This is a genomic window from Aminobacter anthyllidis, from assembly GCF_018555685.1.
GTDB lineage: Bacteria > Pseudomonadota > Alphaproteobacteria > Rhizobiales > Rhizobiaceae > Aminobacter > Aminobacter anthyllidis.
In genome coordinates this window covers 236,568-262,704 of the sequence record NZ_JAFLWW010000002.1, presented here as the reverse complement: position 1 = coordinate 262,704, position 26,137 = coordinate 236,568, and the positions used below count along the sequence as shown (strand labels likewise).

The following is a 26,137-nucleotide window of genomic DNA, read 5'->3' as shown; positions in this document are numbered from 1 at the left end:
CGGGCGGCGACCGACCGTCGCCCGGACCGGGCTATCGCAGGCGGACGAGCCCGGCCTGCATTGGCTCGAAGCCGCAGGCATTTAGATGGAAGCTGCGCAGATGCGATCCGACAGCGCCAGCCGAAAAAGCCTTGCGGCGGCAGCGGACATTTCGCGATACCTCGCCGCAGAAAGCGGATGGACGGTCAAGGCGATCTATGCCGGATCGGTGCTGCACCAGCCAGCGCTGGTCTGCGACCGGCTTTGATGCAGCGTGGAGCAAATCAGTCGGCAAACGCCAGCCGGTATTCGTCAGCCTGTTCCCCCGGCGTGGTTCAACCATGCCAGCCCTCGGCGGCGAGCACCTGCTGGATGACTGACACGAGCGTGTCGCGCGCCTCGCGCCTGGTGGCGAAGCCGGCGACGGCGATGCCCCGGGCGGGCGCGTAATAGGCAGCGGTGCCCCAGAAGCCGAGATGCGAATAGAGTTCCGCGCCGCCAACGGTTTCGACTGATATGCCGAGGCGATAGTTGGCCGCACCTTCATGCCTGCCTTGGGAGAGCATTTCACGGAGCGTGTCGGGGCTGTCGAACACCCGGCCTTCGAACAGCGCGGCAAACAAGGTAGCCAGGTCGCGTACGACATCACCAGCCCGCCGCCGCCATGGAGGTCCATGGAGGCGCTGATTCCGGTGGCATCGACGTCGCCGAAGAACTGGCGCGCCCGCGGTTCGGCTAGCGCCGGTTCGGGTTCGGCGATCTCCCACCAGCTCGTTGCAAGCCCAAGCCGCTCGAACGCCATCTCGCGCCGGACAGTCGTGGCAAGCGTCGTGCCCGAGATGCGCTCGACGATGTCGCCGAGCAGGATGTAGCCGGTGTCGGAATAGCTATGGCGCGTGCCCGGCTCGCTGAGCGGCGCCGAGAATTTGGCACCCATGCGGACCTGCTCCTCGCGCGTCCAGAAACGCTGCGGCTCGCGCAAGACGGTGGCAAAGAACTCGGGGTCGTCGGTATGGTCGACCAGCCCGCCGCTATGGTTCAGCAGATGGCGAACGGTGATCCTGTCAGTGCGATAGCCGGCGGCGGCGAGCAACTCGTTGAACAGCGGGTCGACCAGCGGCGCGATCGGGCCGTCGAGGTCGACCAGCCCGCGTTCCCAAAGGCGCAGAACGGTAGCGGCAACGAAGGTCTTGGTGTTGCTGGCGACACGCAGCGGCGTGTCGACCGACATGGGCCGGCCAGCTTTTTCGTCGGCCATGCCGGCGGCCGCGCCCCAGGGCCGCCCCAGGCCCTTGCCCGTGGCAAAGAGTGCCAGCGGGATCTGCAGTTTTTGGACAAGTTCGGCACGCTCTTCCCGGTTCATTCCATTCCTCACGCTGCAGTGCGCCCGCGTCACGATTCGCTGGCAATCACTCTGGCGATGGCGCGCTGCCGAGGGATAGCGCCAGTTTGCGCAGCAGTTTGGCCAGTTGCGCCTGCTCGTCCCAGGTCAGGCTTTCCAGCATCAGCGTCTCGACCGCCATGTCGGCCTCGAAGGCTTCGCGGGCACGGGTAAGGCCTTCCTCGGTCAGTTCGACCGGCAGGCTGCGGCCGTCGCCGTCGGAGGCGACCTGCCTGACCAGCCCTGCCTTTACCAGCTTGACGATACGGTTGGTGACGCCGCCGGACGAGATCATCATCGAGCGGTAGAGCTCGGTCGGGCGCAGCCGGTAGGGCGGACCGGAGCGCAGCAGCGTGAACACTACGTCCGCTTCGCCGGTGTCGAGCCCAAAGGAGGCGAAGATCGCCTCGATCTTGGGCCGCGCGGCGAGCGTGATCCAACGGGCGCGACCGAGGATCGCCATGCCACGCGTGTCGAGATGGGGCAGTTCGCTCGCCCACTGCGCCCGCCTGATATCGATGCCGTCCTGCAGGCCGTCGCCGGCCAACTCCCCATTATTTTCGTCGAGATGTCTTGACACTAAGATATTTCCGTCATTTATCTTAGCGCTAAGATATCTCGGGGTTGACCATGACGCAACAGGAAGTTCTCCGTCTGCCGGTGTCGTATGTGGCGCGCTCGCCGCTGGTGCTTCTTGCCCTGTGCGGCCTGGTCTTCGCCACCCGCATCATGATCTCGAAGGCCGCGCTGAACGCCGGCATGCAGCCGTTCCAGCTGGCGCTTGTCGCCAATGTCGGCGCGGGGCTGATCCTTTTGCCGCTGCTGGCGGCTTCGGGGCAGGGCATTCCGCGTCAGCGGCGGCATCTTGTGCTCTATCTGGTGCTCGGCATCATAAGCTTCACCATCCCGACGGTGCTCGGCTACTACATCGTCGACCGCGTCGGGCCGGCCTACACCTCGACCGTCTATTCGCTGTCGCCGCTGCTGACGATGAGCTTCGCCGCCGGGCTCGGCATCGAGCGCATGTATCTCAGGCGCTTCGCCGGCATCCTGATCGGCCTTGCCGGCATGGCAGCACTGGTGCAGCAGCAGCTTGCCGAGATCGATTTCTCGCAGACCGTCTGGGTGCTGCTCGGCATCATCGTTCCGGCCTGTGCTGCGGCCGGCAACATCATCCGTACGGCCTACTGGCCCAAGGGCTCGTCGGCGCTCGCCTTTTCCTGCGGCATCCTGCTGAGCTCGAGCCTGATGGTGGCGCTGGTGGCGCCGTTCTTCGAGGCGCCATCGAGCTGGATCTTTGTCGACCGCGACGTGCTGTTCTGGATCGGCTGCATGGTTGTCACCTCGGCCTCATCCTACCTGCTCAACTTCCGCCTGCAGGAGATCGGCGGGCCGGTGTTCTTCAGCCAGCTTGGCTACTGGGGCACGGGTTTCGGCGTGGTGCTTGCGGCACTTCTGTTCGACGACGTGCTGACCGTGCTGTCGGTCGTGGGCCTCGCAGCGATCATCGCCGGCGGCGTGCTCGCCAACCGGCGGCGCGGCTGACCAACTCAACCATCATCAAAGAGGAGAACACGATGTCCTTCCAGGCCTATCTCGACACCATCAAGACCAAGACCGGCAAGGGACCGGAGGAATTGACGGCACTCGCCGACGGCAAGGGATTTTCCGAAAGCGGCAAGCTGAAGCCTGGGGTCAAGGCCGGACAGATCGTCGAATGGCTGCGCGACGAATTCGGTCTCGGCCACGGCCATTCGATGGCGGTCTATGCGCTGTTGAGCGGCAAGAAGCAGGTCGGCGACAAGTAGGTCGCGGGCCGGCCTCGCGGCCTTGAAACCGTTTACGGCTCCGCCATCTAATGTCTGGAGCGCGCAAGATTTCGAACGAGGAAGCGCCATGCGGCAAGCCGGTTGGCTACGGACAGTTCCTAAGGCCGGTCCGCTTCGCCACACGCGTGCAAATTTCGGATAGCGCCAGTTTCAAAGCGTCTTCCTCGTCCATCAGACGAAGGAGCTACGATATGGCGAAGGTTGTTTGCGTCCTTTACGACGACCCGGTGGATGGCTACCCCAAGCGATATGCACGGGACGGCCTGCCGAAACTCGAGCGCTATCCGGGTGGCCAGACTTTGCCCACGCCGGATGCAATCGATTTCGAGCCGGGCGTGCTGCTCGGCAGTGTGTCCGGCGAACTCGGCTTGCGCAAGTTCGTCGAGGGTGCAGGGCACAGCCTGGTCGTAACCTCCGACAAGGACGGTCCCGGCAGCATGTTCGAACGCGAACTCGTCGATGCCGAGATCGTCATTTCGCAACCGTTCTGGCCGGCCTATCTGACCGAAAAGCGGATCGCCAAGGCCGGCCGGCTGAGGCTCGCTATCACCGCCGGCATCGGCTCAGACCATGTCGACCTGCAGGCGGCGATCGAGCGCGGCATCACTGTCGCCGAGGTCACCTACTGCAACTCTATCAGCGTCTCCGAGCATGTGGTGATGATGATCCTGGGGCTCGTGCGCAACTACATCCCTTCCTATCAATGGGTCGTGGACGGGGGCTGGAACATCGCCGATTGCGTCGCGCGGTCCTATGACGTGGAGGGCATGCAGATCGGAACGGTGGGCGCCGGCCGGATCGGCGCAGCCGTGCTTCGCAGGCTCAAGCCGTTCGACGTCAAGCTGCATTACACCGACCGCCACCGCCTGCCCGAGATTGTCGAGAAGGAGCTTGGCCTGACCTTCCACGAGACGGCAGCCGACATGGTGCCGGTCTGCGACGTCGTCACCATCAACGCACCCCTGCACCCCGAGACAGAAAACCTGTTCGATGCTGCAATGATCGCGAAGATGAAGCGCGGTGCCTATCTGGTAAACACAGCGCGCGGCAAGATATGCAATCGCGACGCCGTCGCCCGCGCGCTCGAAAGCGGGCAACTCGCAGGCTATGCCGGCGACGTCTGGTTTCCTCAGCCGGCGCCCAAGGACCATCCGTGGCGATCGATGCCGCATCATGGCATGACGCCGCATGTTTCAGGATCGTCGCTGTCGGCGCAGGCGCGCTACGCCGCCGGCACTCGCGAAATCCTCGAATGCTGGTTCGCTGGCCGGCCCATCCGCGAGGAATATCTGATCGTCGATGGCGGCAAGCTCGCCGGCGCCGGTGCGCATTCCTACAGCGCGGGCGATGCCACACGCGGATCGGAGGAGGCGGCCCGGTTCAAGAGGTGACGTGGGCAGGAATGACCGCGGCGACGAAGCCGCGCAGGCCGGCGGCGACGAAATCTTCGACCCGGCCCTGCGGGTCGAAGCCCCACCACAACAGCGAGCCTTGCCATTGCGAGGCCATCAAAAGGCCGATGCCTTGGGGTGCGCCTGTGAAACGTTCTTCGAGGGCGGCGGACAGCGCCGCTTTCCATGCGGCACCCCGTGCCCTGAGCGCCGGGTCGCGCAAATCCTCGCGCAGCACCAGCAAGCCTTCGGCATAGGTTTCGATGCCGCCATAATCCGACAGGCCGACGAGCAACGCGATCGCACCCTCGGGCGTTTTCGGCGTCGAGGCTGCAAGTGCCGCGGTCTTGGCGTCGAGCCCGTCCCAGGCGTGGAGCAGCGTCGCTTGCTTGAGCGCGGCCTTGGTCTTGAAGCGCTGCACCAGTGTTGCCGGCGAGAGGCCGCAGGCGCGGCCGAGGCTTTCGAAGGTGAGCGCATCGGGACCGCGCTCGTGCAGGAGCCGGGAGGCGACGACGAGCACCTCTTCGTCTGACAGGGTCTTGCGGCGGGGCATCTTGACCTTTATTTATAAACGAATATTTGTTTATATATCGCTTCGAAGCCGATTTCCAGCCTCCGACTGAAACAATCTCGGGAGAGATCGATGACACTGCAAGGAAAAGTAGCGCTCGTCGCCGGCGGCAGCCGCGGCGCGGGCAGGGGCATTGCCATGGAACTGGGCGCGGCCGGCGCCACCGTCTACGTGACCGGGCGGACGACGCGCGACCGGCAGTCCGAATACGAGCGGCCGGAGACGATCGAGGAAACTGCCGAGGCCATCGACGCGCTCGGCGGCAAGGGCATCGCCGTGCGTGTCGATCACCTGGTTTCGGACGAGGTGCGCGACCTCGTTGCCCGCATCAGAAAGGAGCAGGGCCGGCTCGACATCCTGGTCAACGACATCGGGGGCGGCGAGAAGCTGTTCGAGTGGAACAAGCCGGTGTGGGACCACAATCTCGACAATGGCCTGAGGATGCTCAGGCTTTCCATCGACACGCATCTGATTACCGCTCATCACGCGCTGCCGCTGATGATCGAGAAGCCGGGCGGCCTGCTGGTCGAGGTCACCGACGGCACGGCCGAATACAATGCGGTGAACTACCGCCTGTCGCCGTTCTACGACCTGTGCAAGTCGGCGGTGCTGCGCATGGCCTGGGCACATGCCAAGGATCTGGCGCCGCATGCCGCGACCTCGGTGGCGATCACGCCGGGCTGGCTGCGCTCGGAGATGATGCTGGAGCATTTCGGCGTCACCGAAGCCAACTGGCGCGACGCAACCAAGAACATCCCGCATTTCGCCATTTCCGAGACGCCGCGCTTTGTCGGTCGCGCGGTGGCGGCGCTTGCCGCCGACCCTGATGTCGCGCGGTGGAACGGCCAGTCGCTATCGAGCGGCGGACTGGCGCAGGTCTATGGCTTCACCGACCTCGACGGCTCGCGGCCGAATGCCTGGCCCTATGTGGTCGAGGTGCAAGATGCCGGCAAGCCGGCCGATACGACAGGCTATCGCTGAGCGCCTGACATACGGGCCAGACGCGAGGCGGGGCGCCGGCATGGGTGAAAGTTGGCATCGAAGACTGTTTGAGGTGCCAGCGCGAACTTGACCACATGCTCCCCTGGGGGATAGCATGTAGGTATGACAGAGCACGTTCACGTCCATGCCTCCCATCCCGATACGATCAAGCGGCTGAAGCGGGCCGAGGGCCATCTTCGCGGCATCATCGCCATGATCGAGGCAGGCAGGCCCTGTCTCGATGTCGCCCAACAGCTTCATGCGGTGGAAAAGGCCGTCGGCCAGGCCAAGCGCACGCTGATCCAGGATCATCTCGACCATTGCCTGGAGGACGCGGTCGGCGCCTTGCCGCGCGATCAGCGACGGTCGATCGACGAGTTCAAGGAAATCACCAAGTACCTTTGAACACGCCGGTCGCTGGCCATGCCGCGCCTGCGCCCGTTTCCGCTCCAAAAATGCCTGATACCGCCAGAGCCTGACCAATGCTTCATATCCTGTCCAATCGCACCTACCGCCATTTGTTTGCGGCGCAGCTGATCGCGCTGATCGGCACCGGCCTTGCCACGGTGGCGCTCGGGCTTTTGGCCTACGAACTGGCGGGGCCGGATGCGGGCGTCGTGCTCGGTACGGCGCTGGCGATCAAGATGATCGCCTTCGTCGCCGTCGCACCCGTGGCGGCGGCCTTCGCCGAACGGCTGCCCAGGCGCACGATGCTGGTCTGCCTCGACCTCGTGCGCGCGGCGGTGGTGCTGCTTCTGCCTTTCGTCACCGAGGTGTGGCAGGTCTATGTGCTGATCTTCGTGCTGCAATCAGCATCGGCCGGCTTCACCCCGGCGTTCCAGGCGACGATTCCCGACGTGCTGCCCGACGAGAAGGACTACACCCGCGCGCTGTCGCTGACCCGGCTTGCCTACGACCTCGAAAGCCTGGTCAGCCCGGTGCTTGCGGCGGCACTTTTGACTGTCATCAGCTTCCACAGCCTGTTTGCCGGCACCGTCATCGGCTTCCTGGCGTCCGCCGCCCTGGTGGTCTCGGTGACACTGCCGAGCCCGAAACTGTCGGCGCCGCGTGGCATCTATGAGCGGACGACAAGAGGATTGCGCATCTACCTTGCGACGCCGCGGCTGCAGGGCCTGCTGGCGGTCAGCATGGCGGTCGCGGCTTCCGGCGCGATGGTGATCGTCAACACCGTCGTCATCGTGCAGGGCGAGTACGGCCTGACGCAGAAGGCGACGGCGATGGCGCTGGCCGCCTATGGCGCGGGCTCGATGGTGGCGGCGCTGATGCTGCCGAAAATCCTCGACCGGATTCCGGACCGTTCGATCATGTTGGCGGGCATTGCGCTGCTGGCTGCTGGGCTTCTGTGCGGCACGCTGGTGCAGGGCTTCGATTCGCTGTTGCCGCTGTGGTTTGTCCTTGGTCTCGGCTATTCGATCGCCCAGACGCCGGCGGGACGGCTGCTCAGGCGCTCGTCGCGGGCCGAAGACAGGCCGTCGCTGTTTGCCGCCCAGTTCGCGCTGTCGCATGCCTGCTGGCTGGTCACCTATCCGCTGGCCGGCTGGCTCGGCGTGACTGTCGGTCTTTCGCAGGCCTTCGTCATCATGGCGGCGATCGCGGCCGCGGCGCTGGCGGCGGCATTCGCGATGTGGCCGGCGACGGATCCCGATGTCGTCGACCATCACCACGACGATCTTGCCGAGGACGATCCGCACTGGTTGGAGGGCGGGCATCGCCTGGGGCACCGGCATGCGCATGGCTTCGTCATCGACACGCTGCACCAGCAATGGCCGCGCCACGGCTGACGCGCCAAGCGCTCGTGCCGCAGTGACTTTGCGGCGGCATTGTGGCATGGCGCTGACATGAAGAGCATGCGGCTCCTATTGCGGGACAGGCTGTCGGCTGGCGCCATCGCCGGCATGATCGGCTTCATGCTGCTTTTCCAGGCGCTGCTTGCGGGCGCCGCATCGGGCGCCATGGCCGCCTCCGTCGCCGACCCACTCGGCGTCATCTGCACCATGGAAGGCATGGGCCCCGCAGGCGGCGACAAGCAGCCCGCCCGTAGCCCCGCCGAATGCCCCTGTGGCACGCTCTGCCAGTTGGCCGTGGCGACCACGCCCGGCCTGCCGGGCGAACAGCTTGCCTTCATTCTCGACCGCCCGGAAGCGCATGGCATTGTCATCGCCGAACAGGCAGAGCCCGTTCGCCAAGGCCTGCGCGGGCTGATCGCCGAGGCAAGGGCACCACCAACGATCTCCATCTGACGTCGAACCGATCAGGGCCGTTCACGCGGCCCGACATTTCACGCTTTTGGAGACAAAAATGTCTGAAATCACCCTCGGACGGGAGAGCAGCGCCGTGGCTGCGCGCTCCGCGTCCAACCTTTGCCGCGCCGTCTGGCGCTGGCACTTCTATGCCGGGCTGATGGTTCTGCCCTTCATGATTACGCTGGCCGTTACCGGCGCGCTCTACCTTTTCAAGGACGAGATCGACGGCGCCATCTATTCCAACCTCAAGCGCGTCGCCGTCGAGCAGACCAGGGTGGCGCCCGAAGCCATGGTGGACGCAGCGCTGTCCAACTATCCCGGCACGGCGGTGAAATACACCGGCCCGGCAACGCCGGAGAACTCGGCCGAGATCACCGTCACCACCGAAGATTTCGGCAAGCTCGCCGTCTATGTGAACCCCTACAGCGGGGCTGTGCTGGGCGCCTTGCCCGATCGGGGCACGATCATGTGGACCATCCGCTACCTGCACAGCCTGAAATACTTTGGCGATACCGCTCGGCTGCTGATCGAACTGGCCGGCGGTTGGTCGATCCTTCTCGTCGGCACCGGCATCTATCTGTGGTGGCCGCGCGGCAAGAAGGGTGGGGTCGTCAGCGTGCGCGGCAAGCCGAAAAGCCGCATGTTCTGGCGCGACCTGCATGCGGTGACCGGCCTGTTCGTCGGCTTCTTCATCGTCTTCCTGGCGATCACCGGCATGCCCTGGTCGGGCGTCTGGGGCGAGAAGGTCAACGAATGGGCCAATGGCAGCAATTTTGGCTACCCCTCCGGCGTGCGCGTCGACGTGCCGATGTCGGGCGAGCATCTCGACCATGTCGCCAAGACGTCCTGGTCGCTGGAGCAGGCCAAGCTGCCGGAATCCTCTGGCGTTGCCGGCACGCCGATCGGGTTGGACAAGGCAGTCGAGACCTTCGACAGGCTTGGCCTGCATCGTGGCTATGCGGTCGCGATCCCGCGCAAGCCGGAAGGCGTCTACACCGGTTCGGTCTATCCCGACGACGCCAGCCAGCAGCGGGTGATCCATCTCGACCAGTACAGCGGCAAGCCGCTGATCGACATGGGTTTCGCCGACTACGGTTTGGGCGGCAAATGGATGGAATGGGGCATCTCTGTCCATATGGGCCAGGAGTTCGGGCTGGCCAACCAGCTTGTGCTGCTGGCAGCGTGCCTGGGCATCGTGCTGCTTGCCGTATCGGCCGGGGTGATGTGGTGGAAGCGCCGTCCGGCCGGTTCGCTCGGCGTGCCGCCGCTGCCCGCTGACACGAGAGTGTTCCGGGGCCTGATCTCCATCCTCGCCATTGGCGGCATCGCCTTTCCGCTCGTCGGCATGTCGCTCGTTGTCATGCTCGCCCTCGACTGGCTGGCAACGCGGGTCTTCAGGCCCGCGCTCGCCTGAGCCGGCAAGGCCGCCGTGGCAACGCGGCGGCCAACTTCATTGCGGGGTACGGCCATCGTCTTGGCGCTGCCGGTCAAGGTCGCTATTATCGGCGGCGGGGCTGGCGCGGAGGTCCGCGCCGCAGCCTGGAACGGCGAGGGGACAGGCCATGTTCAAGATCGCGCTGACCGCATTTCTCACGCTTGCCATCGTTCCGCCCGTGATGGCGACATCGGGAGCGGGCTGCCTGGTGGTGGTCAATGTTGCCAGGAATGATGCGCTCAACATGCGGGCACGGCCCTCGGCCAATGCCCGCATCGTCGACGTGCTGCCGCCGCAGATGCACGGCATCATCCATCTCGACGCCGCCTGCCGGCCGGCAAGTGCGCCATGGGCGAGCCGCTGGTGCCCGGTGACGCATTACAATGGCGACCGCACCACCAAGGGCTGGGTCAAGGCGCGTTTCGTCCGCGACAGCGACTGCCCGTAACGGATCAGCTGAGGGCTGGATGACTGGACCAACCGGCTTTGCTTGACCCACGGCCTGTCATGGGGCACTGACGCCCTCCCGAAAAAGCCCTCAATCGACAGACTGGCAAGACAATGACCACCGGCAAGCATGGCGGCCATGCAGGCATCGCTTTCGCACTCATCGTGACCAGCACCGTGCTCGGCATAGCCGGCACCGACCTCGTGCTGCCGGCCGTGCCGAGCCTGCCCGAGGTGCTGGGCGGCACCTATGCGCGGGCGCAGTTCGTGCTGGCGGCGTTCGTGACCGGAGCCGCACTCGGGCTGCTCATCTTCGGCTCGCTCGGCGCGCGCTTCGACCAACGCCGCCTGCTGATTGGCTCGCTTGTCGCCTATGGCCTCGTCTCGGCGCTGGCCGGTCTCAGCACCTCGCTCGAAATGCTGATTGTGCTGCGCTTCCTGCAGGGTGCGGCGGGGGCCGCGGCGGCGGTATTCGCGCCGGGCATGATCCGCGCGCTCTATGGCGACGAGCGCGCCATCGGCAAGCTCGGGCTCTTGGGCAGCATCGAGTCGCTGACGCCGGCGCTGGCACCCGTCGCCGGCGTCTGGCTGCTCTCCGTCGCCGGGTGGAACGCGTCGTTCGAGGTCATCGCCGCACTCGCACTGGTGCTCGCGGCAGCGGTGGCAGCACTTGGGCGACACCTGCCGCGCGTGGTCAGCGGACGCCGCAGCGGTGGCTATGCGCATCTGCTGCGCGACGCGGTGTTCCTGCGTTATGCGGTGAGCCATGCGTTCACGCTCGGCGCGTTGCTGGTGATCGTGTTCGCCGCGCCGACGGTGTTCGTCGCGGCACTCGGCGCCGGGCTCAAGGACTTCATCGTCATGCAGCTCACCGGCATCGCGACCTTCATCGTCGCCGCCAACTGGACCGGCCGCCTGACGGCGCGGTACGGTGCCGAGCGCATGATCTGGTTCGGCACCGCATTGTCGGCGCTCGGGGGCCTTTCGATGCTGGGCTACGCGCTGGCCGGCGGGGCGAACACGCTGGTGGTAACGGCGCTGTTCGTGCCGTTCAACTTTGGCCTCGGCTTTCGTGGTCCGCCAGGCTTCCACCGTGCGGTTGTGGCCTCGCATGGCGACGACGCGCGCGGCGCAGCCCTTGTGGTGGTCGCCATCCTGGGTACGACGGCAGCCGGCACGGCTGTTGTCGCGCCGTTCATCACGCTCGGCTTGTTGCCGCTGGCCGCTGTGGCCGCGGCTTTGGTCCTCGGCGCGCTGCTGTTGCTGGCCTTGATACCGCCATTGGCGGAGAGGTGAGCGGCTGCACGGATGGTTCCGGGCACCCGGTGGGCGCAGCCATAGTTCTTGATTTCGCCGTCTAACCGGCTGATGGTCCGGCCATGGAATGGCGCGACGAAGGAATCATCCTCGGCACCCGAAAGCATGGCGAAACAAGCGCCGTGCTCGAGGTGATGACGCGTGCCCATGGCCGCCATCTGGGGCTGGTGCGCGGCGGCCGCTCGCGCAAGCAGCAGCCGGTGCTGCAGGCGGGAAACCGCGTCGAGCTGACGTGGCGCGCGCGGCTCGACGAACATCTGGGTACCTTCCAGGCCGAGCCGATCGAGCTCAATGCTGCAAGGCTGATCGACAGCGCGATTGCAGTCTATGCGCTGCAGACGCTGGCAGCACATCTCAGGCTTTTGCCGGAGCGCGATCCGCATGCAGCACTTTACGAGACGCTGGCGATCCTGATCGAGCATCTGAGCGAGGCGGACGCCGTCGGTGAACTGGTGGTGCGTTTCGAGCTGCTGGTATTGGACGAACTCGGCTTCGGTCTCGATCTCTCCGAATGCGCCGCCACCGGCGCGCTCGAGGAGCTGACCTATGTGTCGCCGAAATCGGGGCGCGCGGTGTCGCGCGCGGCTGGCGAGCCATGGCGCGACAAGCTCTTGCCGCTGCCGCTGTTCCTGCAGCGCGGGGCGCGGCAGGGCGCCGACCTCAAGGCCATCGAAGATGCCTTCCGCCTGTCGAGTTTCTTCTTTGCCCGCCACGTCTATGAGCCGCGCGGCATCGAGGTGCCGGACGCGCGCAGCGGGCTGTTGATGGCGCTGCGGAAATTCTACGCTGCCCAAGCCATCTCCCCTCGGGCGCTTTCCCATGGAGACACTGCCGCATGAGCGAAGTCGAACTGTTTCCCGGCCTCGTCTCTCCGCTTGGCCTGGGCACGATCCCGCATGAGGATGTGCATCTTTATTCCGGCGCCGAACTGCTGCAGCGCGTGGTCGACGGGCTTTATCCCGCGCCACCGATCGCAGCAGTGATGAATTTCGGCCTGACCGAAGTGGAAGCGGGACGTGCGGTGTTTCGCGGCGTGCCGAGCGAACGCCATCTCAATCCGCTAGGCACTGTGCATGGCGGCTGGGCAGCGACCTTGCTCGATTCGGCGCTGGGCTGCGCCGTGCACAGCACGCTGGAGAAGGGTGAAGCCTACACCACCGTCGAGTTCAAGGTGAACCTGACCCGGCCGATCACGCCGAGGACAGGTGAAGTGGTCTGCGAAGGCAAGGTGATCCACAAGGGGCGCACGCTCGCCGTGTCGGAAGCGACGCTGAAGGACAAGGACGGCAAGTTGCTCGCCTTCGGCACCGAAACATGTTCGATCTTTCCCGTCGCCAATCTGGCGGCGCGGTGAGCCGGCCAATCTGAGGGGGAACGGCCATGCTTGAGAGCCTGTTGGGCGTCATCGCCATCGTTGCGCTGATCGTCATCGTGTCGAAGCAGCAGAGTCGGCTCGGCCTGCTCGAGCGCGAGCTTGGCGCGCTGCGCAGCCTCGTGCTGTCGGGTGCGGTGCCTGCGCCGGCTGCCAAGGCGGCAGAGGTCAAGGCAGAGACCGTCAGCGAGGCGGCCTTGCCAGAGGCGCTGGCCGCAGAGATGGCCGACCAGCCCGTTGCAGCGGAACCTGCCCCGGCAACGGAGGCTGCGACAGCGGAAGAGCTGCCCGTGGCGGCGAATGTCGCGGCAGATGCAGTTGCGTCCGGACCGTGGAGCGGCACGCCTGCCGCAGCCGAGCCGGCACAGGCTGCGGCGCGCGCAACGCCCGACATCGAGACCGCGCTCGGCACACGCTGGGCGGTTTGGGTCGGCGGGCTGGCGCTGGCCTTCGGTGCCGTGTTCCTGATCCGCTATTCCATCGAATCCGGCATCTTCGGCCCAGGCTTGCGGCTCAGCATGGCGGCCCTGCTCGGGCTGGTGCTTGTCGGCGGTGGCGAATTCATCCGCCGCACCGGCTATCGCGTGCCGATCCAGAACGGCTCCAACGCCTACATCCCGGCGATCCTGACGGCGGCGGGCGCGTTCACCCTGTTCGGCACCATCTACGCCGCTCATGGCATCTACGGCTTCATCGGCGCTGGCCCGGCCTTCTTGCTTCTGGGCATCGTCGGCGTCGCGACGATTGCCGCGGCCCTGGCCCATGGCCAGGCGCTGGCAGGGCTCGGGCTGCTCGGCTCTATGGTGACGCCGGTGCTGGTTGCATCCACCGCACCCAACTACTGGGCCCTGTTCGGCTACCTCGCCATCGTGCTGGTGGCGACGGCTGCCGTCGCTCGCACCCGCAGGTGGTCGCTGCTGATGGGGGCTGCCTTCATCGGCACCGGCCTGTGGACACTACTCTATCTCGCCGACGCGCCGCTGGCGAGTTTTGCGGTGGTGCTGTTCATCTCCGCTGTCACGCTGGCGGCATTGGCGCTGCTGTGGCTTGGACGCGACGACGAGCCGACCTCGCTCGACTGGCCGTCGATGGTGCCGGCCTTCTTCGTCGCCATGACATCAGTGGTGCTGTTCATCCATCCGACCTATGCGGTACTTGGTGGCCCTCTGCGCGGGACGATCCTGCTGATCGGCATGCTGGCGGTGGCGCTTTACCGTCCGGCGGCTGTGTCGCTGCTGTTTGCCGCCGGCCTCGCCGCGGTGCTTGTCTATCTGCGCAATGCGCTGGGCGGCACCTTTGACCTCGACCTGCCGATCGGTGCGCTGACTGTCGAAGGCCTGCCGATCGAAGTTGCCGGCTCGACGCTGACCCGCATCGGCTGGCTGCTCGGACTGGTGTTTGCCGGTACGGGCTTCTGGAGCGCCCGGCGACAGGTGACGGCGGCGCCCTGGCGTGCCGCGGCCTGGGCCGGATGGGGCGTGGCGGTGCCGCTCGTGGTGCTGTTTTCGCTCTGGATCGCCTATGGCAACCCTGACCGCGATCTTCTCCGCGCGCTCATCGCAGTTGTTCTTGTTACCACCTTCGTGGCCGGCGGCGAATGGATCGCCCGCGGCGAACAGCCGCCGCTGACCGGCGGACCTGCCGTGTCCTTCGCCTTTGGCGGGGCAGGGGTGGCGCTGCTGCTTGCCCTGCACATGGGCTTCGGTTCGGGCTGGACCACGGTGCTGCTGGGTGCCGCGGCTGCGCTGCCGGCGCTGGCGACGCGGCAACGCAGCTATCCGGTACTCGGCTGGCTGAGCGTCGCGGCGGCCGTTGCCGTGCTGGTCCGGATAGGGTTCGATCCGACCATCGTCGGCGCCGACGTGCTCGGCAAGACGCCGGTGTTCAACTGGATCCTGCCCGGTTACGGCATCCCGGCGCTCGCCTTCGGTTTTGCCGCCTGGCAACTGGCGCGCACCACCAATGGGCGGCCGCGGCTGGTCATGGAGGCGGTGGCAGCGCTGTTTTCGCTGCTGACGCTGGCGATGCTGGTGCGCCATGCGATGAATGGCGGCGTCATCACCTCCGACGTGCCGACGCTGGCCGAACAGGCGATCTACACGCTGATAGCGCTCGGTGGCGGCGCCATGCTGGTGGCGCTCGACATGCGTTCGCCAAGCCCTGTGCTGCGCTACGGTTCGCTCGCCATCGGCGTGGTGTCGGTGCTGTCGATCGTCGGCCAGCACTTCCTCGTGCTCAACCCGCTGTTCACCAACGAAAGCACCGGCGGCATTCCCTTCTTCAACCTGCTGTTCCTCGCCTATCTGCTGCCGGCGGTGGCAGCCGCCGGCCTCGCGTTCTACGCCCGGGGCAAGCGGCCGCAATGGTATTCGGCGATGCTGGCGCTGGTCGCCGCACTACTGGCCTTCGCCTATGCGACGCTGTCGGTCCGGCGGCTGTTCCAGGGCGAGCATATCGGCCTGTGGGCCGGGCTCGGGCAGGTCGAGACCTACACCTATTCGGCACTTTGGCTGGCCATGGGCGTCGGCCTGCTGGTTGCCGGCGTGGCGCTGAAGTCGCAGGTCCTGCGCATCGCCTCGGCGGCGCTGATCTCGGTCGCCGTGGCCAAGGTCTTCCTGTTCGACATGTCCGAACTGGAAGGCGTGCTGCGGGCTCTGTCCTTCATCGGCCTGGGCGGCGTGCTGATCGGCATCGGCCTGTTCTACCAGCGTCTGCTGACGCGGGCGGCTAGGTAGCCAACAGGCAAACGCCGCAAGCCGGCTGCCAAGCCACAGGCTTCAGCCGGCTGGCGCTTTCTGCTTTGCCGCCGGCTTGCTGCGGGATGAAGCCTGGCGCCTGACCATGCGTTTCGGCGCCTTGAGGGGAACGGCAGGCGCGTCCGACAGCGCACCCGTCGCGGCTGATGTCATGTCGTATGCGACAAAGTCGGCGTTCAACTCGGCGGCGAGCTTTTCGGCATCGCGGCCTGGCGTCTCGTCGGCCCAAAGCACGATCCCGACGCGCAGGTTCTTTCCGGCCCGCTTGAGCCGGCGCACGACGTAGCGTCCATGGTTCAGCGAGTCGGAATTGAGGAAGCCGACGATCGCGGTCTGGAACGTGCCTAGCGGCAGGTTGCGGATGTTGGCCGGGTCGACATCGGTGTGGCTCGCCGTCGACGCCGAGGCGCCCTGAACCGTCAGGACCTGGGCGAGCATGGCGGCGGCCGCGTTGTCGAGATCGCCGCGCCCGCCTATGCAAAGTACCGATTTTCCCGCTCCATCCGGCAGTTCGTCGTCCTCAGGGCTTTCGTCCGGCTCGGTATCGTCCGTAGCGACGTCGTCGCCTTCCTCCGCCTCTTCATTGGCGATCTCGTTCAGGTTGGCGACCAGTGTCGCAGCACTTGCCGCAACGCGCCTGCGCTGCTCGTCGGTCAGCGCACCGCGGGCGCGGTCGCGTTCGCCGAGCAGCAATGCCGGAATGGCCACGCTGCCGTAGAAGTCGACAAGGTACTCGGTCTCGAGCATCTCCTCGGCGTGGTCTGTCGCTTCCTCGGGGTCGCCGGCCAGCAGGCGCTGATAGAGGCGTTGCTTGGGATCGAGGACCGGTTCGTTGCCGAACAGAACCTCGAGGAATGCAAATTGCGGAACGTGCTTTCCCAGCACGACGAGGCAAACGGTCAGCGGCGTGGACAGCACGAGCCCCACCGGCCCCCACAGCCAGGTCCAGAAGATCGCGGCGACAATGATGGCCAGTGGTGAAAGGCCCGTCCTTGAGCCGTAGAGCCATGGCTCGATGACGTTGTTGATGATGAGTTCCATCACGATGAACAGTGCTGCCGCCCACAGGACGAGCGACCAGCCAGGCGCCACCGCCAGGGCCAGGAAAAGCGGCAGGATCATCGCGATCGCCGGGCCGATATAGGGCACGAAGCGCAGCATGATCGCCAGCAGGCCCCACAGGACCGCGTTCGGTATGCCCAGCAACCAGAGACCCATGCCGATCGGGACGCCATAGGCAACGTTCACGACCAGTTGCATCAGCAGATATTGCCCGACCCTGCGGCCGGCATCCTGAAGCGCTTCGGTCGTTCGGTGGAGGTCGCCATAACCGACAAGCCGAATGAACCGGTCGCGCAGGTCTTCGCGCTCCAGCAGCATGAAGATGACGACGACAATGACCAGGCCGGCGGTGGCGAGCGGGCCGATCAGCGGCAGGATCAGGTTCTTCAGGGTTTCGATCGGCCGCTGGGGTGTGAAGATCTCGACCAGCAGCGGGTCCGGCCGCGACGGTTGCGATGGCCCGACTGTCGCGGCTTCGGGCTTGTCGATCTCTTGTCCGACACGCTCGATGACCCCGCTCAGCCTGTCGATGATGCCGTTGCCGCCGCCGGTCTCCTTGAGCGAGCGCACCTTCTCGAGGATGTTGGACTGATAGGTCGGGAGGTTCTGGGCAACTTCGCCGATCTGCGACGCCACGACGAAGCTGAACATGGCGACCATGCCAAAGGCGGCCAAGACGCTGGCGATGACCGACACCAGCCTGGGCACGCCGAGCCGGCGCAGCCAGCTGACGATTGGTGCCAGCGCGAAGGTGAGCAGTATCGCGATCGCCAGCGGCAGCAGCACGTCGCGGGCGAAATAGAGGATGGCGACCATGGCCGCCGTGGCGGCAAAGGTCGGCAATGCGGTCTTTGCAGCCGGCTGCAATGAAATCTGGCCTGCCAAGCCCTGGTCTTTCCTGATCTCGACCACCTGAAGCCTCCTGGCCCGCACTGCTGTCTGACAATTTCAGCCCGGCACCGTCACATGTTCTACTCGCAGAGCGCAACAGGGCGGCAGACGCCGTCAGGAACCATGGTCGTCGCAGAACATCAGCCTTGGCAATGGGCCTGTGGTTGCATGGCCGCAGGGCGCCATGCGTGGCGTGGCGGCACTGCCCGTTTCCTGGGGCGCTCGCGATCGGCCGACGCAAGGAAGGCTTAATGAAGGTTACCGAAAGATTACCGCTAAATAATTGATTTTATTATATTCAATGCAATGTTGCTGCAATGCAGAAGGCTCAGTTTACGCTCGCAACCAATGATATGGTGCACGGGACTTGGCCGGCGGGTTCTCCCCCCGTTGCCGCCGCGTCGAGGCCCCGTCAACGGGCTGCGAGGCTTTTGCTTCGCAGCCCCACGCAAATGTCGGAGCAAGAACTAACATGTCCACGCGAAATCTGTTTTTCGTCGTATTCGCTGGCCTCGCGCCTTTCGCCATGCCTGCAATGGCCGCCGATATCGCCCAGAACTATGAGGCGCCGCAGGATTTTTCCAATCAGGCCTATGACTGGTCGGGCACCTATGCCGGTGTCCATGTCGGCTCGGCCTCCTCGGGTTTCCCGAACCCGTTCGCCGACAAGAGCGGCTGGCAGCTCGGCGGCCAGGTCGGCACCAACTTCCAGTCCGGCTCGATGGTCTACGGCGCCGAGCTCGAAGGCAGCTACTCCAAGGGTTCCAAGTACAATCTCGGCGGTGGCGCCGAACTGCAGCGCACCTGGAACGGTGCGGCCAAGGTGCGCGCCGGCGTAGCCCTCGACCGCACGCTGGTTTACGGCACGGCCGGCTACTCGATGGCCAAGTTCAAGGGCAAGGGTAACGTCATTTCCGACGACAAGTGGGAAGGCGGCTACCTCGTCGGCGGCGGTATCGAACAGGCATTCGATGGCGGCCTCAGGGCGCGCGTCGAGTACAACTACGTCAACTATGGCGACGTGAACGCGGTGGTCAAGGGCGGCGGCCGCCGCAGCGAGGACCTCGCCAGCCACAGCGTCAAGCTCGGTGTGAATTACGGCTTCTAAGCAAAGACTCCCGAAGACCGTCGCTGGTCCTCGGGATGGATCATACGCCAGTTGAAGGCGCTGCCGCGTCCCTTGCCCCTCCAGGGGGGACGCTTGGCGCCGACAACGGTGTCCCATCGCATCGATGACAGGCCCCTCCCAATCGGCCTGTCTTCGATGATCGGGCTTGCTGCCCGGAAAGGAGGCATGATGTTTCTTGCAAAGACGCTGGCCTGTGCTGTGGCCGCCAGCCTGCTTGCCAGCCTTCCGGTGAATGCCGGCAGCCCAAGCTTCACGTCAGGCGCGCAGGTGCAACTCGTCGGCGACTACTATTACGACGACGATGACGACGACATCGACTGCTCATGGCCGCGCGACCGATACGAACGGCGGCAATGCGACAGATGGCACGACAGGAATGACCGTCACGAACGCCGCAAGCGTGACAAGGACGTCGAAGCCGCGATCGGCCTCGGCATCCTCGGCCTCGCGGTCGGTGCCATCGTTGCCGGGTCGGTCGCCGAGCAGAACGCCAAGGAGCGTCAGCGCAACCAGTGGGGCGGCCCTTGCCACCGGCGCTACGGTTACGACCGACGCAGCAACACCTTCATCGGCGAAGGCGGCCGCCGCGTCTATTGCCGCTAATCACTCCGCCGGAGCAAGCACAGCGGGGCGCACGACCGGGCGTTCCTTGATCGGCCAGTGGACGGCGGCGGCAAACAGGCCAAGGATCACGCCGAGCCACCAGACCGGGTCGTAGGACCCGAAATGGTCGTAGAGGTAGCCACCGAGCCAGACGCCGAGGAACGAGCCGATCTGGTGCGAGAAGAAGACGATGCCGCCGAGCATGCCGAGGTGGCGGGTGCCGAACATGATGGCGACAAGGCCGTTTGTCGGCGGCACCGTCGACAGCCACAGCAGGCCCATGATGATGGCGAAGACGACGACGGTTGTCGGTGTCTGCGGCACCAGCAGGAACACCGTCACCAGCACCGATCGGGCGATATAGATCCAGGCGAGGAAGTGCGGCTTGGAATATTTCTGGCCGATGATGCCAGAGGCGAGAGAGCCGATGACGTTGAAGAAGCCGATCAGTGCCAGCGCGATGACGGCGTAGCGCGCATCGATGCCGATGTCCCTGATATAGGCCGGGAAGTGGGCGGTGATGAAGGCGACCTGGAAGCCGCAGACGAAGAAGCCGGAGGTCAGCAGCAGGTAGCTCTTGTGGCCAAAAGCCTCCGACAGCGCCTGGCCGAGCGTCTGGTCGATCTCGGTTTGCGAGACCTTGCCCGAGCGCGAATTGCCGACAAGCGGGATCGCCAGCACCGGGATGACCAGCATGGCGATCGACATGTAGACCAGCGTGTCGGACCAGCCATAGGCGTCGATCAGGCCCTGGCTGATCGGCGCGAAGATGAACATGCCGGCCGAACCGGCGGCGGTGCCGATGCCGAACACCATGGAGCGGTTCTGCGGGTTGGTGTTGCGGGCAAAAGCTGCCAAAACGATGCTGAACGAGCCGGCGGCAACGCCAAGGCCGACAAGCACGCCGCCGCTCAGATGCAGGATGGTGGCGCTGTCGGCATGGGCCATCAGGTACAGGCCAAGCGAATAGAGCACGGCGCCGAGCGTCAGCACACGCCAGCTGCCGAACTTGTCGGCGATGGCGCCGAAGATCGGCTGGCCAAGGCCCCAGCACAGGTTCTGGATCGCCATGGCGAGGCCGAAGGTGGTGCGGTCCCAGCCCCTGTCGGCGAGCATCGGCAACTGGAAGAAGCCCATCGCCGAGCGCGGGCCGAAGGTCATGGCTGCAATCAGACAGCCGCAGATGATGATGAGCCAGGGGATCTTTGCGCCCGACCTGGTGTTTACCGCCGCTGCCGTCATCGTCGCATCTCCCGTGGAGCGCCATATCTAGCCGATCCCGGCCGATGTTCAAAATCAATTGAACTAGGGAAATGGTTCAAGAAATCTGATGTGTCGGGAATAGAACGCGCCTGGCAATCGTTAGTTGTGCGCTTGGGCAAAAGGTCCCCAAGGCCAGGCTTGCGCCGCGCTGACAAGGCGCGTTCAATCGGCGTGCAAAGAGGACGACTTGCGATCCGCGGTCATGGACGAAAAAAAGGCAGCGATACTTCAGGAAATCCCCCGGCTGCGCCGCTATGCGCGCGCGCTTCTGCGCGACCGTGATTCCGCGGACGATCTCGTCCAGGACAGTCTCGAGCGCGCGCTGGTGCGCATGGACAACTGGCGAACCGGAGAAAGCCCCAGGAGGTGGCTGTTTACGATCATGCACCATCTATTCATCGACCAGATGCGCAAGGTGAGCCGGCGCGGCGAGGCATCGATCCTGCCGCTCGACGCGTCCGAGGCGCTGGCGACCCCTGCGACGCAGGCCGAGAGTGTCGCCTCGCGCGAGATCGTCGACGCATTGCAGCAGATCAGCCCCGACCGGCGCGCCGCGCTGGTGATGGTTGCGATCGAAGGATTTTCATATGCCGAGGCCGCAACGATGCTGGGCGTGCCGGCGGGTACGCTGATGTCGCGCATCGCGCGTGGACGGGAAGAACTGCGCGGGCTGCTTGACGACCAGGCACGCCGGCGGGCGATAAGGATCGTCGAAAAATGAACGCGCGCAGCTTCACCGACCGTGACATCCACCTGGCTCTCGACGGCGAGCTGCCCGAGGACGAGCGCGCCGCCTACCAGATGTGGCTGGAAGCCAATCCCGACATGAAGGCCAAGAGCCTGCGCTATGCCGCTGATAACGCCGCGCTGCGCAACCTGTTTGTCGGTGTGCTCGAAGAGCCGGTGCCGTCGCGGCTGGAGGCTGCGGTCAACGGTGACGGACCCAAGCGCAAGGAGGCTGCGCAGTGGTGGCGCATGGCGGCGGCAGCGACGCTGCTGATTGCCGGCGGGCTCGCTGGGTATCTTGCCGGGGCCAACGGCATTGGCTTTGGCTCCGATGACGACGACCGCATGGCCGAGCTGGCGATTGCCGCGCATCAGACATTCGCCGCCGACAAGAACCGGCCTGTCGAGGTCGATGGCAGCGACCAGGCCTATCTGACCGGTTGGTTGTCCAAGCGCACAGGCCTGACGCTGGTGGCGCCGGACCTGACCAAGAATGGCTTTGAGCTTCTGGGCGGACGGCTGGTGCCGGCGAACGGCACCACGGCGGCGTTGATGCTTTACGCCGACGCCGAGGGTAACCGGATTTCGGTCTATGTCACCACCGAAGGAACCGAGCGCTCCAAGGGCACCTACACGCTCGCCAGCGGTGGCCCCGAGGCCGTCTACTGGCAAGACAAGGGTTATGGCTGCGCCATCGTCGGCACGTTGCCGCCAGAGCAGATGGGCGTGGTCGCCAAGGACGCCTACAAGCAGCTGCTGGCTGGGGCTGGGTTGACCTGAGCTTGGTGCCATTGTCGCTGCGTCCTTCGAGGCTCGCCTTTCAGGCGAGCACCTCAGGATGAGGCGTCTTGGCGCCTGTATCTGAGACCCGTGATGATTGGGGTTGAAGGTCGCCGACAGCCCTCATCCTGAGGTGCGAGCCCGCTCGGTTGGTTCAGGTGATGCGCGGCGTCAACGGGGCGAGCCTCGAAGGACGCACTGACATTTTGGCGCCAAATCACCACGAGATTCATATGCCCGAGCCGTGCCCGGCCATGTCACAATAAGGCCCGAATCGAGGCGTGACTGCGCAGTGAAAACGCAGGCGCGCCAGCGCTTCGCAAGGACATTCCTTCAGGGCTTCTCCTGCCCAGACGAGGTTCTCAAGACCAGATGGCTGCCGACATTCGTACGGCCCGCGCTGAAGATGTCGATGCGCTTGTCGCCATCGAGAACGCCGTCTTTGAAGGCGACAGAATCTCGCGCCGCTCTTTCCGCCAGCTGATCGACCACGAAACCGCGCAAGCGCTCGTCGCCGACAGCGCCGGCCGCCTGGCCGGTTATGCGATGGTGCTGTTTCGCAAGGGTAGCGGCGTGGCGCGGCTCTATTCCTTCGCCATCGCGCCCGATTTCGGCGGCAAGGGCATCGGCCGCAGCCTGCTCGATGAGGCCGAACACGTCGCCTACGAGCATGGCCGCATGATGCTGAGGCTCGAGGTGCGCGAGGACAATGCGCGCGCCATCAGCCTCTACGAGCAGAACGGCTACCGCAGGATCGGCCACGAGCCTGATTACTACGAAGACGGCATGACGGCACTGCGCTACGAAAAGACGCTGCGTGGCGACGTTCCGGTGGCGACCAAAGTGCCGTTCTACGCCCAGACCTGCGACTTCACCTGCGGCCCGTGCTGCCTGATGATGGCGATGGCCAATTTCGACCGCAAGTTCGTGCCGGACCCGGTGATGGAGGTCAGGCTGTGGCGCGAGGCGACGACGATCTTCATGATGTCGGGACCGGGCGGTTGCGAGCCGTTCGGGCTGGCGGTGGCCGGGCATGAGGCGGGGCTTGGCGCGGAGATCTTCGTGTCCGCCGAGGGCGCTCTGTTTCTCCAGTCCGTCCGCACTGCCGAAAAGCGCCGGGTGATGGAGCTGGCGCAGGCCGATTTCCGCGCGCGTGCCGAAAAATACGCGATCCCGGTGACTTATCGCCCGTTCACGCTCGATGACATCAGGGGCAAGCTGGCCGAGGGCAAGCTGGTGCTGGTGCTGATCTCGGGCTTCCTGATGTTCGGCAAGAAGGTGCCGCACTGGGTGCTGGCCATTGGCGACGATGGCGGCCACATCCTGATCCACGACCCGTGGATCGAGGACGAACAGCGCGAGACGGCATCTGATGCCGCCAACATACCCGTTCCCTACGACATCTTCATGCGCATGGCGCAGTTCGGCCGCGACGGCCTGCGCGCCGCAATCACTCTCGGAAAGCCTTCGAAACGATGACCTGGGTCATTCTTACCGGCCGGCAAAGCGACCTCGACCAGACCGCGACGCCGCACAAGATCATCACCAATCGCGACTATCTCGCGCACCCGGCGCTGTTTCGCGGCCAGCGGCCGAAGATCATCAACCTGTCCAACCGCTATGCCTATCAGAGCCGGGGCTACTACGCTTCGCTGCTTGCCGGCTCGCGCGGCCACAAGGTGATCCCGACCGTCGAGACGATGATCGACCTGTCGGAACGCAAACTCTACGAAAACGCGCTGCCGGAACTGGAGCTGGCGCTCAACAAGTGCCGCAAGGACCTGGGGGGCAGCTTCCCGGCGAAGGTGACGATCTTCTTCGGCGTCGGGCCGTCCAAGGCCTGGGACCGTTTCACCCGGCTGTTGTTCGACTGGTTCCGCGCGCCGGCGCTGGAAGTGGCGATCAAGGACGGCGAATGGGCTTCGATCCACAAGATCGGTTTTGCCACGCTTGGACGGCTGGACGATGCCGACAAGAAGCGCTTCGTTGCGGCGCTTGAAGCCTATACCAGCCGCGAATGGCGCGACACCAAGGCGCGCACGCCCTCGCGCTATACCTTCGCCACGCTGATCGACCCCAACGAGCAACTGCCGCCGTCGGAAATCTCATCGCTGCGCTACTGGGCCCGCATCGCCGAGAAGATGGGCGTCGAGGTCGAGCCGATCACCAAGAGGGACCTGGCCAAGCTCGCCAACTACGACGCGTTGTTGATCCGCGAGACGACGTCGATCTCCAACCACACCTACCGCTTCGCCCGCCGCGCCCAGCAGGAGGGCATGCCGGTCATCGACGACCCGCTGTCGATGATCCGCTGCACCAACAAGGTCTATCTCAACGAGCTGATGGCCTACAACAACGTGCCGGTGCCACCGACCGTCATGATCGCCGGAGTGTCGGACCTGCAGGTGGCTGCTGACACGCTCGGCTTTCCGCTGGTGCTGAAGATCCCGGACTCGTCGTTCTCGCGCGGCGTCAAGAAGGCGTCGAACTTCGATGAGCTGAAGGCGCTGGCGACCGCCTGGCTCGAGGATTCGGATCTGCTGATCGCCCAGAAGTTCATGCCGACGCAGTATGACTGGCGCGTCGGCGTGCTTGGCGGACAGCCGCTGTTTGCCATCCACTATCTTATGGCCAAGAAGCACTGGCAGATCGTCAATCACGACCGCGCCGGCAAGCCCGACGAGGGCGGCATCAAGACCTTCACGCTGAAGCATGCGCCGGCACATGTCATCGACACCGCCGTGCGTGCCGCACGCTGCATCGGCGACGGGCTCTACGGTGTCGACCTCAAGGAAACCAAGGATGGCGTCTTCGTCATCGAGGTCAACGACAACCCCAACCTCGACCACGGCGTCGAGGATTCCGGCGAGAAGGACGAGGTCTGGGTGCGCCTGACCCAATGGTTCCTCGACCGGCTGGAGCGCAACGGCAAGTAGCCGCGAAAATCATTATACCCAATGGTTGACTATTTGAGTTTGTGGCTCTAAATTCAACCTTATGGTTGAAGATTCAGAACATCTTGACGCAGTCTTTCACGCGCTTTCCGATCCGACCCGAAGGGCCATGCTCACCGGTCTGGCCAAGGGGCCGCGCAATGTCGGCGACCTGGCGGCTCCGTTCGACATGTCGCTGGCCGCTGCCTCCAAGCACATCAAGGTGCTCGAGAAGGCCGGGCTCGTGCGCCGCAGCGTGCAGGGGCGCACCCATGTCTGCAGCCTCGACGCCATGCCGATGCATGCCGGCGTCGAGTGGATGCGCCATTACGAAAAGTTCTGGAGCCAGCAGCTCGACGCACTCGAAGCCCTGCTCGTGGCCGAGGATAAGGCCGCGGCGAAGGAGCCGTCCGAAACCGGCAGTGAAGCGAAGAAGAAAGGGAGCAAGTCATGACTATCCATACTTCTTACGGTGTCGTCACCGAACCGGGAACGGTGCGCATCGAGCGGCTGCTGCCTGGCCCGGCCGAACGGATCTGGAGCTATCTCACCGACTCCGACAAGCGCAGCCAGTGGCTCGCCGGCGGGCCGATGGAGCTGAGAGCAGGCGGGCAGGTCGAGAACGTCTTCCGCAATTCCGAACTGACCCGCAACGACGATCCGCCGCCGGCGCATCTGGCAGCCTTGGCCGAGCATAAGGTGCCTGGCGAGATCATCGCCTGCGAGCCGCCGTATCTGCTCGCCTACAGCTGGGGCGGAGCGGCGGAGACGGGCGAACGTTCCGAGGTGCGCTTCGAACTCGAGCCGCGCAACGACAAGGTGTTGCTGACGGTCACCCATCGCCGGCTCACCGACCCTGGCGCGATGCTCAACGTCGCCGCTGGCTGGCATACCCATCTCGGCATATTGGCCGCCAGGCTCGAGGGACGCGAGCCCGACGGCTTCTGGCGCACCCACACCAGGCTGGTAAGCGAATACGCCGAGCGTTTCGGCAGTCCGCAGGCCGCTTCAAGGGCTGGAGAGTGAC

General features: G+C 65.1%; 26 protein-coding genes. 21 read left to right on the top strand and 5 right to left on the bottom strand.

Translation table 11 applies throughout. The annotated features are described in order from the left end of the window. Nucleotides 1-31 precede the first annotated feature (31 nt). Nucleotides 32-1,342, bottom strand: a complete 1,311-nt coding sequence (locus tag J1C56_RS06430; protein ID WP_214387147.1) for a serine hydrolase domain-containing protein — start codon at nt 1,340-1,342, stop codon at nt 32-34. Between the two features lie 46 nt (nt 1,343-1,388). After that, on the bottom strand, nt 1,389-1,940 hold the full coding sequence (locus tag J1C56_RS06425; protein WP_214387145.1) for a MarR family winged helix-turn-helix transcriptional regulator: 552 nt from the start codon (nt 1,938-1,940) through the stop codon (nt 1,389-1,391). A gap of 50 nt (nt 1,941-1,990) precedes the next feature. On the opposite strand from J1C56_RS06425, the gene J1C56_RS06420 reads away from it, so the two are divergent. From J1C56_RS06420 to J1C56_RS06410, 3 genes are all read left to right on the top strand, one after another. After that, nucleotides 1,991-2,905 carry a DMT family transporter gene (locus J1C56_RS06420; protein WP_214387143.1) on the top strand — a complete coding sequence of 305 codons (915 nt, stop codon included), beginning with the start codon at nt 1,991-1,993 and terminating at the stop codon, nt 2,903-2,905. Between the two features lie 32 nt (nt 2,906-2,937). Next, nucleotides 2,938-3,168: a DUF4287 domain-containing protein gene (locus J1C56_RS06415; RefSeq protein ID WP_214387141.1), complete on the top strand. Its 231-nt coding sequence runs from the start codon at nt 2,938-2,940 to the stop codon at nt 3,166-3,168. 212 nt (nt 3,169-3,380) lie between these two features. After that, nucleotides 3,381-4,580, top strand: coding sequence for an NAD-dependent formate dehydrogenase (locus tag J1C56_RS06410; RefSeq protein ID WP_214387139.1), 1,200 nt, complete (start codon nt 3,381-3,383; stop codon nt 4,578-4,580). Here the strand turns inward: J1C56_RS06410 and J1C56_RS06405 are convergent. Continuing rightward, complete coding sequence (locus J1C56_RS06405; protein WP_214387137.1) at nt 4,570-5,133, bottom strand: TetR/AcrR family transcriptional regulator; 564 nt, start codon at nt 5,131-5,133, stop codon at nt 4,570-4,572. The genes J1C56_RS06410 and J1C56_RS06405 overlap by 11 nt on opposite strands. Nucleotides 5,134-5,223: 90 nt before the next feature. Here J1C56_RS06405 and J1C56_RS06400 point away from each other — a divergent pair, with 90 nt between their 5' ends. The 10 genes from J1C56_RS06400 (at nt 5,224) to J1C56_RS06355 (ending at nt 15,702) form a co-directional block, all read left to right on the top strand. Continuing rightward, nucleotides 5,224-6,132: an SDR family oxidoreductase gene (locus tag J1C56_RS06400; protein WP_214387135.1), complete on the top strand. Its 909-nt coding sequence runs from the start codon at nt 5,224-5,226 to the stop codon at nt 6,130-6,132. A gap of 123 nt (nt 6,133-6,255) precedes the next feature. After that, on the top strand, nt 6,256-6,537 hold the full coding sequence (locus tag J1C56_RS06395; protein ID WP_214387133.1) for a metal-sensing transcriptional repressor: 282 nt from the start codon (nt 6,256-6,258) through the stop codon (nt 6,535-6,537). Nucleotides 6,538-6,614: 77 nt separating this feature from the next. Beyond that, nucleotides 6,615-7,934, top strand: a complete 1,320-nt coding sequence (locus J1C56_RS06390) for an MFS transporter (protein ID WP_214387131.1) — start codon at nt 6,615-6,617, stop codon at nt 7,932-7,934. Between the two features lie 57 nt (nt 7,935-7,991). Continuing rightward, a complete protein-coding gene (locus J1C56_RS06385) occupies nt 7,992-8,393 on the top strand; it encodes a DUF2946 family protein (RefSeq protein ID WP_214387129.1) in 402 nt (133 codons plus the stop codon). A gap of 58 nt (nt 8,394-8,451) precedes the next feature. Then, nucleotides 8,452-9,810, top strand: a complete 1,359-nt coding sequence (locus J1C56_RS06380; protein ID WP_214387127.1) for a PepSY-associated TM helix domain-containing protein — start codon at nt 8,452-8,454, stop codon at nt 9,808-9,810. A gap of 148 nt (nt 9,811-9,958) precedes the next feature. After that, nucleotides 9,959-10,279 carry an SH3 domain-containing protein gene (locus J1C56_RS06375; protein WP_214387125.1) on the top strand — a complete coding sequence of 107 codons (321 nt, stop codon included), beginning with the start codon at nt 9,959-9,961 and terminating at the stop codon, nt 10,277-10,279. Between the two features lie 113 nt (nt 10,280-10,392). Then, nucleotides 10,393-11,574 carry an MFS transporter gene (locus tag J1C56_RS06370; RefSeq protein ID WP_214387123.1) on the top strand — a complete coding sequence of 394 codons (1,182 nt, stop codon included), beginning with the start codon at nt 10,393-10,395 and terminating at the stop codon, nt 11,572-11,574. Nucleotides 11,575-11,657: 83 nt separating this feature from the next. Next, nucleotides 11,658-12,434, top strand: coding sequence for a DNA repair protein RecO (gene recO, locus J1C56_RS06365; protein WP_214387121.1), 777 nt, complete (start codon nt 11,658-11,660; stop codon nt 12,432-12,434). Further along, nucleotides 12,431-12,949: a PaaI family thioesterase gene (locus tag J1C56_RS06360; protein ID WP_214387119.1), complete on the top strand. Its 519-nt coding sequence runs from the start codon at nt 12,431-12,433 to the stop codon at nt 12,947-12,949. Before recO ends, J1C56_RS06360 begins: the two co-directional genes overlap by 4 nt. A 26-nt stretch (nt 12,950-12,975) precedes the next feature. After that, on the top strand, nt 12,976-15,702 hold the full coding sequence (locus J1C56_RS06355; protein WP_214387117.1) for a DUF2339 domain-containing protein: 2,727 nt from the start codon (nt 12,976-12,978) through the stop codon (nt 15,700-15,702). A 42-nt stretch (nt 15,703-15,744) separates the two neighbouring features. Here J1C56_RS06355 and J1C56_RS06350 read toward each other — a convergent pair whose 3' ends face one another. Continuing rightward, nucleotides 15,745-17,697: an AI-2E family transporter gene (locus tag J1C56_RS06350; protein WP_420797366.1), complete on the bottom strand. Its 1,953-nt coding sequence runs from the start codon at nt 17,695-17,697 to the stop codon at nt 15,745-15,747. A gap of 451 nt (nt 17,698-18,148) precedes the next feature. On the opposite strand from J1C56_RS06350, the gene J1C56_RS06345 reads away from it, so the two are divergent. Together J1C56_RS06345 and J1C56_RS06340 are read left to right on the top strand one after the other, a co-directional pair. Further along, nucleotides 18,149-18,784, top strand: a complete 636-nt coding sequence (locus J1C56_RS06345) for an outer membrane protein (RefSeq protein ID WP_214387114.1) — start codon at nt 18,149-18,151, stop codon at nt 18,782-18,784. Between the two features lie 186 nt (nt 18,785-18,970). Continuing rightward, nucleotides 18,971-19,408, top strand: coding sequence for a hypothetical protein (locus J1C56_RS06340; protein WP_214387112.1), 438 nt, complete (start codon nt 18,971-18,973; stop codon nt 19,406-19,408). Here the strand turns inward: J1C56_RS06340 and J1C56_RS06335 are convergent, their stop codons facing one another. Continuing rightward, a complete protein-coding gene (locus tag J1C56_RS06335; RefSeq protein WP_214387110.1) occupies nt 19,409-20,650 on the bottom strand; it encodes an MFS transporter in 1,242 nt (413 codons plus the stop codon). Nucleotides 20,651-20,873: 223 nt separating this feature from the next. On the opposite strand from J1C56_RS06335, the gene J1C56_RS06330 reads away from it, so the two are divergent. The 6 genes from J1C56_RS06330 to J1C56_RS06305 all read left to right on the top strand — a co-directional run bounded on the left by J1C56_RS06330 (nt 20,874) and on the right by J1C56_RS06305 (nt 26,136). Beyond that, a complete protein-coding gene (locus J1C56_RS06330) occupies nt 20,874-21,392 on the top strand; it encodes a sigma-70 family RNA polymerase sigma factor (protein ID WP_214387109.1) in 519 nt (172 codons plus the stop codon). Further along, a complete protein-coding gene (locus tag J1C56_RS06325) occupies nt 21,389-22,177 on the top strand; it encodes an anti-sigma factor family protein (protein WP_214387107.1) in 789 nt (262 codons plus the stop codon). Before J1C56_RS06330 ends, J1C56_RS06325 begins: the two co-directional genes overlap by 4 nt. Nucleotides 22,178-22,549: 372 nt before the next feature. Beyond that, nucleotides 22,550-23,656 (top strand): peptidase C39 family protein, encoded by a 1,107-nt coding sequence (locus tag J1C56_RS06320; RefSeq protein ID WP_214387105.1) that lies wholly within the window; start codon nt 22,550-22,552, stop codon nt 23,654-23,656. Beyond that, entirely contained in the window at nt 23,653-25,113 is a 1,461-nt protein-coding gene (locus J1C56_RS06315) for a RimK family protein (RefSeq protein ID WP_214387104.1), read from the top strand. The genes J1C56_RS06320 and J1C56_RS06315 overlap by 4 nt, the downstream gene beginning before the upstream one ends. Nucleotides 25,114-25,174: 61 nt before the next feature. Continuing rightward, nucleotides 25,175-25,564, top strand: a complete 390-nt coding sequence (locus tag J1C56_RS06310) for an ArsR/SmtB family transcription factor (RefSeq protein ID WP_214387102.1) — start codon at nt 25,175-25,177, stop codon at nt 25,562-25,564. Further along, nucleotides 25,561-26,136 (top strand): SRPBCC family protein, encoded by a 576-nt coding sequence (locus J1C56_RS06305; RefSeq protein ID WP_214387100.1) that lies wholly within the window; start codon nt 25,561-25,563, stop codon nt 26,134-26,136. Before J1C56_RS06310 ends, J1C56_RS06305 begins: the two co-directional genes overlap by 4 nt. The last annotated feature ends 1 nt before the right edge of the window (nt 26,137 follow it).